General features: G+C 55.1%; 13 protein-coding genes. 4 read left to right on the plus strand and 9 right to left on the minus strand.

Annotated elements, in window-relative coordinates; genetic code table 11:
* The 4 genes from JRI95_12175 to JRI95_12190 all read left to right on the plus strand — a co-directional run.
* On the plus strand, nucleotides 1-822 hold an 822-nt coding region (locus JRI95_12175; protein ID MBW2062299.1), incomplete at its 5' end, for a glycosyltransferase family 4 protein.
* Nucleotides 819-1556: a class I SAM-dependent methyltransferase gene (locus JRI95_12180; GenBank protein ID MBW2062300.1), complete on the plus strand. Its 738-nt coding sequence runs from the start codon at nucleotides 819-821 to the stop codon at nucleotides 1554-1556. The genes JRI95_12175 and JRI95_12180, both read left to right, overlap by 4 nt.
* Before the next feature lie 119 nt (nucleotides 1557-1675).
* Nucleotides 1676-2434 (plus strand): class I SAM-dependent methyltransferase, encoded by a 759-nt coding sequence (locus JRI95_12185; protein ID MBW2062301.1) that lies wholly within the window; start codon nucleotides 1676-1678, stop codon nucleotides 2432-2434.
* 50 nt (nucleotides 2435-2484) lie between these two features.
* Nucleotides 2485-3447: a flippase-like domain-containing protein gene (locus tag JRI95_12190; protein ID MBW2062302.1), complete on the plus strand. Its 963-nt coding sequence runs from the start codon at nucleotides 2485-2487 to the stop codon at nucleotides 3445-3447.
* A 14-nt stretch (nucleotides 3448-3461) separates the two neighbouring features.
* On the opposite strand, the gene JRI95_12195 is transcribed toward JRI95_12190, so the two are convergent.
* From JRI95_12195 to JRI95_12235, 9 genes are all read right to left on the minus strand, one after another.
* The gene (locus JRI95_12195) at nucleotides 3462-4409 is read right to left on the minus strand and encodes a glycosyltransferase (protein ID MBW2062303.1); all 948 of its coding nucleotides are present in this window, start codon (nucleotides 4407-4409) and stop codon (nucleotides 3462-3464) included.
* A 9-nt stretch (nucleotides 4410-4418) separates the two neighbouring features.
* Nucleotides 4419-6113 (minus strand): glycosyltransferase family 39 protein, encoded by a 1695-nt coding sequence (locus JRI95_12200; protein ID MBW2062304.1) that lies wholly within the window; start codon nucleotides 6111-6113, stop codon nucleotides 4419-4421.
* Nucleotides 6110-6247: a hypothetical protein gene (locus tag JRI95_12205; GenBank protein MBW2062305.1), complete on the minus strand. Its 138-nt coding sequence runs from the start codon at nucleotides 6245-6247 to the stop codon at nucleotides 6110-6112. Before JRI95_12205 ends, JRI95_12200 begins: the two co-directional genes overlap by 4 nt.
* A gap of 655 nt (nucleotides 6248-6902) precedes the next feature.
* On the minus strand, nucleotides 6903-7550 hold the full coding sequence (locus tag JRI95_12210; GenBank protein MBW2062306.1) for a hypothetical protein: 648 nt from the start codon (nucleotides 7548-7550) through the stop codon (nucleotides 6903-6905).
* Nucleotides 7550-9784 carry a DUF2723 domain-containing protein gene (locus tag JRI95_12215; GenBank protein ID MBW2062307.1) on the minus strand — a complete coding sequence of 745 codons (2235 nt, stop codon included), beginning with the start codon at nucleotides 9782-9784 and terminating at the stop codon, nucleotides 7550-7552. Before JRI95_12215 ends, JRI95_12210 begins: the two co-directional genes overlap by 1 nt.
* 70 nt (nucleotides 9785-9854) lie before the next feature.
* The gene (locus JRI95_12220) at nucleotides 9855-10214 is read right to left on the minus strand and encodes a prepilin-type N-terminal cleavage/methylation domain-containing protein (GenBank protein MBW2062308.1); all 360 of its coding nucleotides are present in this window, start codon (nucleotides 10212-10214) and stop codon (nucleotides 9855-9857) included.
* A 608-nt stretch (nucleotides 10215-10822) separates the two neighbouring features.
* A complete protein-coding gene (locus tag JRI95_12225; protein MBW2062309.1) occupies nucleotides 10823-12484 on the minus strand; it encodes a sigma 54-interacting transcriptional regulator in 1662 nt (553 codons plus the stop codon).
* An 11-nt stretch (nucleotides 12485-12495) separates the two neighbouring features.
* Nucleotides 12496-13785, minus strand: a complete 1290-nt coding sequence (locus JRI95_12230; protein ID MBW2062310.1) for a dihydroorotase — start codon at nucleotides 13783-13785, stop codon at nucleotides 12496-12498.
* Nucleotides 13782-14016: aspartate carbamoyltransferase (locus tag JRI95_12235; GenBank protein MBW2062311.1), on the minus strand; the 235-nt coding region annotated here is incomplete at its 5' end. The genes JRI95_12235 and JRI95_12230, both read right to left, overlap by 4 nt.

A 14016-nucleotide genomic window follows, 5' to 3' on the forward strand; every position in this document is an offset into this window, starting at 1 on the left:
CTTTCTCCTTTGCATCGCAAACCGGTCGTGACTGTCCTGCGCGGCTCCGACGCCGTGGTCAAAGGCGGTCAAATAGTCTCCAGCTCGCCTCTGCTTAAATTCGCGCTCAAGGGTTCCAAAGCCGTGGTGTGCGTCGGAAAGGAGCTGGAAAAATCAATTAAAGCCATAAGCCATCATCCGGAAAAGGTTGGCCACATCCCGAACGGTATTTGCGAACACTTTTTTCTCGTTGATCTTCCCGAACCCGCTCCCACAATGAACATTATTTTTGCAGGTTCTCTGGTCCCGGACAAGGGGGTGGACGTTCTCCTGAAGGCTGTCGAAAGGCTGAAAAACCTGAACCTGCATCTCATTATCGCGGGCCAGGGGCCTCTGGAGCGGGAATTGAAAGAGCTGACCCAGAGATTAAAGATTGAACATTTGGTGACCTTTGAGGGTCAGGTTCCCCCAGGTCGCCCCATGGCCGAAATGATGTCCCGGGCCCATTTTCTGGTCCTGCCCAGTCGCCACGAAGGCAGGTCAAACGTCATCTTAGAGGCCATGGCCGCAGGCAGGCCTGTGATCGGAACCGATACCCAAGGCATCAGGGAGCTGGTCAAAGACTCGGAAACAGGGTTTCTCTTTCCAGACGGCGATATTAGCGGGCTGTCAAGGGCCATGGAAAAGCTGACCCAAGACCCCGGCCGTTTGACCCGCATGGGCCGTTCAGCCAGGCAGTGGGTCCTGGACCAGGGCCTTACCTGGGAGAACACGGCCAGGCAATACGTTCAGCTCTTCAGAAAAGCTATGGTTTCAGAGCCGCATAAGTTGAGGCCAAGATGAAGGACTATGACAAGCTGCATGAACTCTGGGCCCGGGCCCATTCAGCCGGTTCTCCGATGAAGTACGTTCGCAACGCCGCGGTATTTAAGGAACTTGGCAGGCTTTCACCCGGAAAGACGCTCGATGCCGGCTGCGGCACCGGAGATTATTCCATTTTTTTATCCAGGCGCGGCCATGAGGTCACAGCCTTCGATCCTTCGTCCGTGGCCATTCAGGGGCTTCTTGACAAGGGCGGCCGGGACCTGGGCGTTCTCGCAGAGGAAAACACCATTGAAGGTTTTTATTCGACCGTTGAGTTTGATCATATTGTCAGTATCGAGGTCCTGGAGCATCTGGCTTCTGATGAGGCCGCGATTAAGAAGTTAAATTCCCTTTTGAAGAAGGGCGGTTCGATGGTCATCAGTGTCCCGGCCTGCCCTTTTCTTTTCTCCGAGGCAGACAGGCTTTCAGGCCACTTTCGCCGGTATTCATACGCCGGTTTCAAGAAGCTGCTTTCAGGCGCCGGGTTGAGGGACATCCGCATAAAAAGCTACGGATTTCCGGTGCTCTTTCTTTATTCCCTGGTCAGGAAGATGTTTTTAGACAGGATACTGATAAGATACTTTACCGCTGATTCTTCCGGCCCCGGCAGGGAACTTGTCTTTCTGGCCCGGCTCTATCCTTACATCCTTGCTATTGACCGGCTGGATACACCTTTTGGGGGCGTGGGCTACGTGGCTACATGTAACAAATAATTGCGTTATCAAGGTGATTATCGCATCAAAGGAAACATAATCGGGTGAGGAAGTTTTTAGTTCGGGTAAAATCATACAGGCAGGCGGCTCAGTCAGTCCGGCCGGTCGTGAGGTAAGGTATGGAAAGGGGATATCAATACAACCTTTCGAGAATTCACCATGATAAATTATATGACCGGGAAGGCCGGGAGAGAAAAGCCAGGACCGCCGCGGCGGTGCTGAGCGACTTTCTGAGCAACGACCTCAGCGGCCTGACGGTCCTGGATGTGGGATCATCCACAGGCATCGTGGGCAGCTATCTGTCTGGCTTTTTTGGAAAGGTCATTGGTATTGACATTGACCGAGAGGCGGTTGAATTTGCCCGGCAGGCCTTTCCTAAGAGTAATTTAGAATTCCGCCTCGGGGACGCCGTGAATCTGGATTTTGAAGATCAAACCTTTAGCGTGGTTATCTGTATGCATGTCTATGAGCACGTCCCTGACGCTAACAAGCTCATTTCTGAGATTTACCGGGTCCTGAACCCGGGCGGCGTCTGCTATTTTGCCGCTGGCAATCGCCTCAACATCAATGAGGCCCATTATGAGCTCCCGTTTCTATCCGTAATCCCGAGACCCCTGGCGCACGTTTACATGAGGCTGGCTGGCAAAGGGAATTATTACTATGAGAAGCATCTCAGTTACTGGGGACTCAAAAAGCTGGCCCGCCGCTTTGAAATAATAGACTATACCAAAAGGATCATCGAGGCCCCGGGGTTATTTCAGGCAGAGTACATGGTCAGACCGGGGACTATAACGGGAGCCCTGGCAAAAGCGGTGGCGCATTACGCCTTCTGGCTGTGCCCCAGCTACATCTGGCTGCTCAGAAAGCCGAATTATTAAGATGCCGCAAAAATCAGCCCTCCATCCTCCTGACTGAGGCCAGCAGGTCTATGACGCAAGAGACGGTCAATAATCAGCGCCCGCGCCGGCGGGTCACTTTAGCCCTCAGGGCGGCTCTCCTGATCGTGGTGCTGCTGTTCGTGGGCAGCGTGTTATACCGGTCAATCCTTGAGGTTGACTGGTCTATCGTGGTCATCCGGCCCGGGCTGATCGTGTCCGGCGCGATGATCATCCTGGCCGCAAGCCTGGTCGGTTCACGGCTTTATCAAGGTGTTTACCGTCGGCTCGGCTCAAACCTGTCATTAAGCCAGGCCTTTGTACTGCTCACCGTGCCGCCATTAGGCAAATACCTTCCGGGCAAGGTCCTTTCCATGGCCGGGCACGCCGCCCTGGCCAGGTCCTTTAGCATACCGATCAGGGTCAGCGGCTCGGCCATTGTCTTGATCATGGGACTGGGTCTGGCCGCGGCCACCCTGCTCGGCCTGGTGCTGGTAACGATCCAGGCTCACCGGCGCCTGGACTGGGAATTTCTTCAGTTTGGCCTGCCGGTCGGCGCGGCTTTAATAGTCATGCTTATCCTGCTTCACCCGGCCATCTACTGGCGCGTTGTGAACTTTGCCTTACGCCTCTTAAGGCAGCCGCGGCTTGAGGTAAATCTCAGCCTGGGGAAGATGATGGGGCTGTTTTTCGGGTTTCTGATTCAGCTTGGTCTGTATATCTGCGGCGCATCGGTTATGGTGCTGGGGATTGTGGAAATGCCTTCTCTGGTTCTGCCCACCATCATCGGGGCATCTTGTCTGGCCAGCGTGGCCGGTTTTGTGGCCGTATTCGCCCCGGCCGGTATCGGCGTGTACGAGGGGATTTTATTGGTGATGCTCACGCCGGTCATCGGGGCCGGGGCCGCCGGGATCGTGGCCATTCTGATGAGGCTGGCTCAAACCGCGGCCGATCTGTCTTTAGCGGCCGCCGGTCTGATAACGCTGCAATGGCTAAGGCGCAGGCGAAACGGCTGAACCGGATTTATGACTTACCTTAAGTGGCGGTTGTAGTCCATGTCGAACCACATGCCAAAGAAAAGCGTCTGAAGGCCGCTGATGAGCGTAAAAGACAGGACCATGGCGTTAATGTCAGGGATATCCCCGGTGAGGACCCAGACGTAAAACAGGCGTATCGTCAGGGGAAAGCTCAAGATAAGTAAGACGAAGGAGAGGAGATAAAAGAATATCAGAGGGTGAAAGTCCCTGATGACGTATTTGAAGAAGAACCGCCGCCAGAAGCCTTTGAACAGGACCCACACGATCTTTGGAATAACCCGCGACAGCTTGATGCCGGACTGCTCGCCCACGTTATAAACAGGCCTGGTTTGCACATCCCGCACCCGGAAGTCGTACTGATTCAGCCTTATCAAGAGATCGTTGGGCTGCCCGTACCGTTTGTACATCTTATCCCAGTCAATCGTAAGCAGGGCCTTGGCGTTGATGGCCGTGTATCCCGACTGGGAGTCTGCCACATGCCAGTAGCCTGATGACATTTTCGTGAGCAGGGAAAGGAAGGCGTTGCCAAAGTACCTTACCTTGGGGATCTTGGCGTAAGCCTCGCCAGTAAAGAGCCTGTTCCCTTTGGCATAGTCCACGCCCTCATTCACCACCGGATCGAGTAGCGCGGGCAGGTCAAGGGGGTCCATCTGGCCGTCGCCGGCCATGACCACCGCAATGTCAATCCCATTGTCCCTGGCCCATTTATAACCGCTGGCAATGGCGCCACCCACGCCCTGATTGATCTGGTGCTCGATCAGAATGATTTTTTCATTATGTGCCTGATATTTCTTTACCGCCAGAGCGGTGCCATCCTGGCTTGCATCGTCAATAACCACCAGCTGATCAATATAATCGGGCATGGTTTCAATCACTTTTCCTAGCTGGCTTGCTTCATTGTAGGCCGGAATGACGGCGCAGATCGAGTGATCCTTATACATCTTTTTCTCTCATTCGTGATTGTGATTGATTTGATAGAGGCTAAAACCGCGCCCCCGAAAGCATTGCTTCAGGTAATTATTAGCAAAATCCTGCCACAGAAGCAACTTGTCCCCCTGAAGGTTGTCTTTGAGGTATTCGATCAACAGGGCGTCTCTGGTCAGGATGTGGCTCGCGCCTAGGTTTTTAAGCCCCTCCCGGATGTCGCGGCCGGAACCGGCCTCGGCCAGAACGGGCTTTAAGATTTCGCCGGAGTAGAAGGTATGATAGAAATAATCCCGCTCGCAGTAGTAACCGCGGCTGCCTGCAAAGAGAAAGAGGACCTTGGCCTCAGATGGCAGATGGCGGTTGATAAAGGCCATGACCTCATAATGGTCGAGCTTCCTGGCCAGATACTCCTCTCTGCTTTCCCGCGCCAGAAGATAAGGCCCTGGGTCTGCCTGCCGCCAGAAATCAGAGGCGTAATTCAGGTTAATGGAAAGAAAGTAAGCCAGGATAACGGCAAAAAGAATGGAAGCAGACCAGCGGGCTAGATACCGGTCCAGGAAACGCCACAGTTCGTGAAGGCCGTAAATCGTGAGAACAGCCAGCACGGGCAGCACCGGAAGCATGTACCTGATTCTGAAGGTGGACTGAAAAAAAACCGCTATGACCCACAGCAGGGCGAAGAGGCCCAGGAGCCTTAGGCTTCGATCCCTCGGCCTGATAACGGCCAGGAGAGGCAGGAGCAGCAGGATGGGATTGAGGACCCCGTCAAAGAACCGCGGGACATCGTCCTGCCCTGAAAAAAAAGCTCGCACCGGAACCAGAAGGATCTGAAGAAGCGATTCCCCGTAAAGGTGACCCCGCTCGGTAAATATGTTAACGATCATGCCGGACGGGGCCACATCTGCCAGGCCCCACCACTGGTTATAGAGCGGGTAGAGCGGATTGCCCGTCCAGGCCAGGTTCCTGATCATCCAGGGTGAAAACAAGAGCAGGGCCAGACCCGCATAGGCCAGCCCCCAGAGAACACACCGGGTCAGACCCTCTCCGGCCCGAGCCCGGAGAACCATCACCCCGGAGACCAGCAATGGCAAGGCGATCAGGGCGTTGTACTTGACGCCCAGACCCAGACCCAGGGCCAGGCCTGAAACGATAAAAAAAACATGCTTCTGATTTATGGACCATTGAACCAAGGCCATCCAGGCCGTGGTTATAAAAAAGACAAGGCCCAGGTCCACGTAGGCCGAGGCCGATGAGCGTAAAACGATGGGCGTGCTGAGGAATAAGAGGCTGCCCAGCAGGGCCCAGTTGGCGCTCAGGCGTTGACGAAGAAAAAGATAAATTAGCAGGGCGGTGAGCAGGCCGAAGCCGTGGTGGATGATCTTGGCCCCCCAGTCAGCATCCAGGGCCAGCGGAATCAGATACAGCAGATCTATGTTCATGGGGTAGTAGGAAAAGCTGGCCCAGGGTATTTCCTTCATGCCGCCGAGCTTGAGCCACAGCCTGGGGACGGCCAGATGGTGAATCAGGGCGTCCCTTTGTACGGGCGGCAGCAGGTCCAGCAGCCCGGCCCAAAGGATAACCGCCAGGACCAGGATCAGGAGCGCGGCCCGGGTGATTCGAGTCAAGGCCGGGCCTGGCCGCGAATGAGACACGGCCCTGCCACGCGGCAGCGGCTCCTCTGGCGCGGCGCGGTCAGGTCCTGCTGTCACGGCCGTCATGAGCCAAAGAAGCCGGGCGCCAGGAACTGAACCAGGCCGACTAAAAAAACGACCCATCCCAGGGGAGCCAGGAGAACGAGAAACCAGGACCTGCGGCTGATACCCCAGCCAGCGGCAAAGAGGCCGACAAGCATTAGTCCCGGATTTGAGAAACAGGAACCTAGTGTTATGTCCCAAGAGTAGATGATAAAAATATCTCCTCGCTTTTTATTTAGCCCTTTGCTTTCCCTCTTAACAGGCTCTACTAATTTCTTCAAAAACTCTTTTGCCACTCGCTATTAAAAAGTGACGACGACGACTTAAAAGGCAAAAGAAAAATCCCCCTCAATCCCCCTTTAAAAAAGGGGGAGGGTTCTTGCTGCCTTCGGCAGAGTCTCCTGCTGGAAATACCTTTTCCTTTGTCCCCCCCTTTTAAAAAAGGGGGGTTAGGGGAGATTTCTAAAGTGAATGGCATAAATACCTTCCGCCTGAAAGGGTGAAGATTCGTCGCTAAAGCTCCTTCTAAAAACTAAGAAACTGTTTTTCCTGTTTCAGGATTTAATAGTATGAAACACATTGAATTTGCACATTTTTTTATATTATATATGACCCGTTGTTTATAAGCACGTTTATAGTAGTCTTGGTCTTTATTGACACATGAAAGACCAGAAATCCAAAACTTGAAAATAGTTTCTTTGCCAAATAACACTACGGCTCCTGCCGAAGGGGCGGGGGCTCGCAATGACGAGTCGTTTCGAAAATGACGGAAAGTCCATTTGAATTATGACCATTATTTCCGGGACACTAACACTAGGCCCATTTGAGCCCCCACAGCCAGATGATAAAGCCCGCGGCCCAGACCAGCCCCCAGGGCCAGGCGCGGCCCCAGCCGCCTCCAGCGGCGCTGAACCGGACGATGAAGATCAAGGCCCCGACTATCCATATCAAAAAACCCCCGACCGAGGCCAAGGCAGAAGCGGTCCCGGGCCGGGAGGGGCGGGCGAAAAGGTCCAGGTAGGCCTGGGACGCGGTTTCCAGGGCTGGCCTGGCCGCTTCCGGGCCGAGCCTGGCCCGGGCCAGCAGTTCGGCCAGATGCGGGTCCGCGCCTTGGATCAGGTCTGTGCGCGGGGTATAGAAACTGCGCGCCCCGTAAAGGCCTGAACGAAGCCGGGATAAGGCCAGGCGGGCCTCGTCAAACCGACCTTGGCTTTCGAGTTTTAAACCCAGATCGAGCAGCTCCTCAGCCGCGGTCTCAGCCGCGCCAAAAGGCACATACCAGTTCAAGGCGCGGCTATAATGTTTGAGCGCCTCAGACAGCTCCAGCCGCTCAAGCGCCTTCCGGGCCAGGCTCACCTCGGACCTGGCTCGGAACTCAATCACCCCCGCCAGAACGAGCAGGACCGCCAGCAGGAGCAAAGGCAAATATAGAAGCCGGGCCCGGGATGAGTTCTGGCGCATCAAAAGGGATTCTCCTTCGTGCCTGGCAGTGATTCAAGTTCTCTCTTGATCCTTGAAACCAGGCTGGACCTCACAGCGCGCTCCAGGGCCAGGCGGTAGTATTTCCTGGCCTGAGCCACGTCGCCCTGCCCGCGATGGTATTGCGCCAGGCTGAAATAGGCCTCCGGGTACCGCGGCTGAAGCTCAATGGCCCGCTCTAAAAGCGTCCGCGCCTGCTCGGGGCGGTCGGACTTGAGGTAAACCATGCCCAGGTTGGCCGAGGCGTCATAACTGTATTTATCCTGTTCCAGGATCTTGCGAAAGCGCTCCTCGGCCTCCTCGACGCGGCCCAGGTCCAGGAGCGCCGCGCCGATCAGGTTCTCCAGGTAAGTTTGCTTCTCAAGCCTGAGGCTGTCTTTCCCTGCCGGACCGAAGAGGCCCTGAATCATTTTAAGAAGGCTGATTGAGTCTGTCGCACGGCCGTGCAGCCGCAGGTAGCGGGCGTACTCTGCCAGAAAGTCAACATAGTAGGCGTCCACTTCCCTGTCCAGGAGCATGTTTTCCGTCTCGATCTGCCGCTTGAGCATGGCGTGCAGCCGGTCAAAGCCCTGCTGCACCGTGTCCAGAGGCAGTTTTGTAATCGGCTGCCGCGTGAACTTGAAAAGGATGTTCAGCTCTGGTTTCAGGTTGGGGTAGAAGATTTCGTTCATGCTTATCGGCTCCCAGTAGATATCCCGATCACGGTCCAGGTTGGCGGCCACGAACTTTTTGAGATACTCCACCCCATTCTTTGCAGAATAATCTCCCGGCGGAACAAAAACACGAGGAAAACGCTCCTGGGTGACCCGGTTGAAATACTCGGGCCGGACAAAATCAGACAGACCCATAACCACGATATCCTCCCGCTGGCGGAAGATGTCCTGAAAGGCCCGGTGGTGGAACCACAGGATGGCGGTCAGGCTCACGGCGTCCGGGGCCATGGCCTCGTAGTCCTCACGGAACAGTTCCAGGGGTAAAAACGCATCCGAACGATTCTGAGTCGGAAGTTGAAGCCAGACGCCGCCGATGAACACGATGCAGAGGACCCCAATTAAGACGGCCCTAACAGCCGCGCCGCCTGGCAGCCTAAACCGCCTCAAAAGCCAGGCCAGACCCACCCCCCAAAAGATGGCCACGCAGAAATACGCCGGTAGAAAAGCTGAAGTCAAGACCCATCTGATGAAAAAGAGAAGATTGATCAGGGTGATAAGGGATAAACTGACGGCCAGCGCGAAATTTGACCTGAGCATGCGCCAGAAGCCGATTATTACCAGCGGCAGGCCCAGCGGCCAGAAGAAACCCGGTGTTTTTTGCGAGAGAAAGACCCAGGCGTAGTCAAAAAAACGCACGCCTTCCCGCACTTCCTTGAAATGAAATCCTGAGTCTTTGCGGTCTGTGACGTGCCGCCAGAAGCCGGACCAGGTTTCAGGGTTGCCCCAGTCAATGGTCGGATTTGCCAGGGAACGTAAAGGCAGGTAGATGTAAACTGAAAACCCTGCCAGGAAAAAGAAGATCAGGAGAATAAAACGCCGCCAGGTGTCCTTACGGCTTTTCAGGAAAAAATACACCAGAAACGCCGGCAGGTAAAAAGCAACCGAGCCGTGGTTTCCTGCGGCCAGGCCGTAAAGAAAGCCTGCGGCGTAAAGCCAGGAATCCTTGTCCTCCGAGGACCATCTCAGGCCGGCGTAAAGAACGATTCCTAAAAATAAGAGGTTAAGAATGTAAACTTCGGTGCCGGTGGCGTCTCCCCAGACGGTTCGAGTCAATCCAAAGACGATAGTCGTGGCCGCGGCCGCCCAGGCCGCAGAACTTACGGCCGCATCCTCACCCCCGGCTTCAGAAGCGGTGAGTTCGACCAGGCGATAAAGGATATATAAGCAGCATACGGCTGCAAAGACGGAAAAGAGGGTCACCCGGAAAGGAATGCTGCCCAGAGGCAGGAAAGTCAGGGCCTTGGTTAAAAGAGAGTAAGTCGGGAACCCGGCCGGATGGGCGATGCCCAGGGTGTATGAGGTAACCGCGAATTCAGGAGCATCTCGCCATCCCAAAGAGGGCGCTGCCATCAGGAAATAAAGAACGAGAAAGATCAGACAGATGATCTCAGGCCTGGGGAAAAAGATGGTCGAGCGGGATGAGTTCATAGGCAAGATGGAGTCCACATGAACGCCGTCCCAAAGGGACGCATCGTTGCGCCGCCTGGAATCGTTCAGGTTCAAGGTCCCTAAAAAATAGAAACGGCCCCCCGGACAAGGGGCCGTTTCCCAGGAGGTTTATACCATGAAGTCCCTACTGTAACCCACCGGCAGAGGCGTCATAGACAAAGGTGTTGTCCGAACTGTTGTGGCTGGCGTTGGCCGACCATGTGGTAGTGCTGGCGTTCGATATGGCAAGGGTGATGGTGCTCTCAACCGTCCACCCCACCAGGTTGGCCCGGCCGGCGGCGTAAATGTTGTTCTGGGCGTAGTAGTTTTCCTGGGCTGTGGCCAGGTTCTTGAGCGCTGATTTGGCCGCCGAGTCCTGCGCCCTTTGACGGTAACTGGCAAACTGCGGGATGGCAATGGCCGCCAGGATACCGATGATGGCCACAACGATCATCAACTCAATTAAAGTAAAACCTTTTTCTCCTTTACGCATCTTGCTTAACATGTTTTCCTCCTTTTTCCCCTTTGTTTAAATATTATTTTTGGTACTGGGCTGCCTCAGAAAAATTAGATTTTAGTTTTTTACCTCCTTAATTATTTAAAACCTTTTCCTGGAGGGGGGCAAGAGTTATGCCAGATTTATAAATCAGTTATGACCCGATGCCCGCCTAGCGTGATATCTACATAAAATTACTCATTTTTTTTAATCATTAGGCCTGGGTTTCCTTGATTTCCGCAAGAAGATAATCTTGAGCTTATCTTGCTAAATGATAACATATTTAAGGGTGTCTTGAGGATTGAACCGGGGGTCCTTATGGGGTCTCGTTAAAAATTATCCTTATTATTTAAGCTAGTTATAGAAATAAACAGGCTTAAATTCAGAAAACATGAGGCTCTTACCCTAAAATGCCTGTAAAATCAAATAGTTTGCTAAAATTAACTCAAAACCGGGCTGGCGCGGCTCCTTTTCGTTAAAGCCGGTTCATAGGCTAACTATCTGTTATTAAAGATAAAAACTATAAAAAGACAAATTTTGTTAATAAAAATTGACCACATGGACAAAAATTATTAATAAAAATGGACCTTTATGTTTCGATCTTACGAACCAAAACTTCAGCGACTATTCCTGGAAAGACGGTAGATAAGGGAGCTGAGGCTGAGGCCGAGCATCTCGGCGGCCTTGGTCTTGGACCCGCCGGACTTGTTAAGGGCTTGTTCGATCAAAGGCTTTTCCGCTTCCTGCAGCACCGCGTCCAGGTCCAGACCCTCAGGGGACCAGACCGGGTTCAGCGGACCGGGCGGCATCTGCGCGGCTTCTGCCTTGGCCTGGAGGCATCTTTCTTCGATCTGGGGAAGCGTCAGGTCTTCCAGGTTGTATTTTACCAGCCGGCGGCGGAGGGTCAGGCGGCTGATGCCGAGCAGTTCGGCGGCTGTCTGGCGAATACCGGACGCATCCATGAGGGCTTGAAGCAGGAGCCGAATCTCCAGCCCGGCCAGGACAGCTTCCAGGTCAAACCGGTCCGGTTCATAAACAGGAAGGCTCTCCAGGTCCTTGATCCCCTGGTCGGTTAATGCCTCGCTTTTTCCCGGTCCGGCGTCCGGCTTGCGGTTGAAGGAACCCAGGGTCAGACTTTCAGGCAGGATGATATTTGACTGCTCTAAGGCCACGGAGCGCTGGATGATGTTTTGAAGCTCCCGCACATTACCGGGAAAGTCATATTGAGACAGGATGTCCAAGGCGTATGACGAGATCTTCCAGACCTTCTTGGCCAATTCCCTGGAGTACTTTTCCAGAAAATAGTGAGCCAGGAGAGGCAGGTCGCCTTCGCGTTCGCGTAAGGGAGGCAGTTTGATGTTGATAACATTGAGGCGGTAGTAAAGGTCTTCCCTGAAGCGTCCGTTCATGATCTCGGTTTCGAGGTCCTTGTTCGTGGCCGAGATAAGGCGTATATCCACGACCCGTTCTTCAGTCCCGCCCACGGTCCGATAGGTTTTTTCCTGGACGACCCTGAGCAGCTTGACCTGGATGGGCATGGACAGCTCCCCGATTTCATCCAGGAAGATGGTCCCCTTGTTGGCGATTTCAAAGAGGCCCGGCTTGTCCATCATCGCCCCGGTAAAGGAGCCTTTTTTATGCCCGAAAAGTTCGCTTTCGATGAGCTGTTCAGGCATGCCTCCGCAGTTGATGGTTACAAACTGCTCATTGGCGCGCGGGGAATTTTCATGAATCGCCCGGGCCACAAGCTCCTTGCCTGTGCCTGATTCCCCGGTGATGAGAATGTTGGTCGGGGTTTGCGCGGCGCGGCGGATGAGGTCGTAAACCTTGAACATCTGGGGCGAACGGCCGACCAGGCTTTCAAAATGACAGCCTTCTTCCACGTTTTCTTTTAATGTGCGCTGTTCAGCCTCCAGGGTCCGGTGAGCGAGCGCTCGCTTGATAACCGCCTTTAACTCCTCGATCTGAAAGGGCTTGGGAAAGAAATCAAAGGCGCCTTCGTTCATGGCGATAACGGCTGTCTCGGCCGTGGCAAATGCGGATATCAGGATAACGATCGTCTCAGGCTTGATGGCCTTGATTTTCTTGAGGACATCAATCCCGTCCATGGGCTTCATGCGAATATCGGTGATGACAAGCTCGACCGGAGTCTTGGCGGCCAGGTCCAGGGCCTCCTGGCCGCTAGCCGCCAGACTGACCCCGTAGCCTTCCCTGGTGAGCATGAGCTCCAGGAACTCACGCATGCTCAGGTCATCATCAACAATGAGGATACGATCCATAATTTTGAGGTTCAGTCTGAGCGGCGCTGGACTACCTTGCCTTGGACCATGGTCAGGACCGCCTGTCCTCTCATGGTCCGGCCTTCAAATGGCGTATTGCGGCTTAGAGATTTAAAGCCGCTGGTCTTGACTTCCCACGTCGCGTCGAAATCAATGAGGGTCAGGTCAGCCGCCTGCCCGGGGGTCAGGGTCCCGCCCGGAAGGCCGAGGATTTTGGCCGGGTTGGCGCTCAGGATGGCAATGGCCTGCGAAAGATTCAAAATGCCATCCCGGACCAGGTCCAGAGTCAGCGGCAGGGCTGTTTCCAAACCCACGATACCAAAGGCGGCCTGATCGAACTCAACGTCCTTTTCCAATTCAGAGTGAGGGGCATGATCAGTGGCCACGACGTCAAGTGTGCCGTCAGCCAGGCCCGCCCGAACCGCATCCACGTCGGCCTGGGCCCGAAGCGGCGGGTTCATCTTGGCCTCAGTCCGATACCCAACCACCGCCTCCTCGGTCAGGGAAAAATAGTGCGGCGCGGTTTCGGCTGAAATTAAGAGGCCGGTGGCCTTGGCCTGACGGACGATTTCAACCGACCCGGCCGTGCTGATGTGCGCGAGGTGAAGCGGGGCCTTGGCCAGGGCGGCCAGCCGGATATCACGGTACACGCCCAACTCCTCGGCCGTAGCCGGGATGCCGGCCAGGCCCAAACGTGTGGCCAGAGCGCCTTCGTTCATGACTCCCCCGGTTGAGAGGGTCAAGTCTTCGGCATGGGAAATGGCCAGCAGGTTGAAAACTTGAGAATATTCCAGAATGCGGCGCATCACCTCAGAACTGGAGACCGGTCGGCCGTCGTCGGACACGGCCACAGCCCCGGCCTCGGCCAGGTCGCCATACTGACAAAGCTCCTCCCCCCTGGAGCCCACCGTCATGGCCGCCACCGGAAAAACCCGCACCACGCCCGTCAGGCGCGCCTGGTTAAGGATAAATTCCGTCTGAGAACGGTTGTCATTGACAGGGATGGTATTGGGCATGGCCGCCACCGCGGTGAATCCGCCCGCGGCCGCGGCCGCGGTGCCCGAGGCGATGGTCTCCTTGTATTCCTCCCCGGGTTCCCGCAGGTGAACGTGCATGTCAATCAGGCCGGGCGTCACGATGAGGCCGGCCGCGTCAATAATTTCGGCCCCTTCAGCAAAACCCTGCTCAGCACCCGGAGCGGCCAGGTCCAGAATCCGGCCGTCTTCTATCAGGACCTCCCGCGGTTCATCCAGCCCCTGGGCCGGGTCCACGACGCGGCCGCCCTTAATGAGGATCCTCATGCCTGGCGCTCTCCTCCAATCATCAGGTACAGCAAGGCCATCCGAACCGCCACGCCATTGGTCACCTGGTCAAGGATGACCGAATACGGCCCATCCGCCACTTCCGGAGAGATTTCAACGCCGCGGTTCATGGGGCCAGGGTGCATGACGATGGCATCCGGAGCGGCCAGCGCCATGCGCTCCAGATTGAGTCCATAGAATCGGGCGTACTCCCGCGCCCCGGGGAAAAGG

Source organism: Deltaproteobacteria bacterium (genome assembly GCA_019308995.1).
In the GTDB taxonomy this organism is placed as follows: domain Bacteria; phylum Desulfobacterota; class Desulfarculia; order Adiutricales; family JAFDHD01; genus JAFDHD01.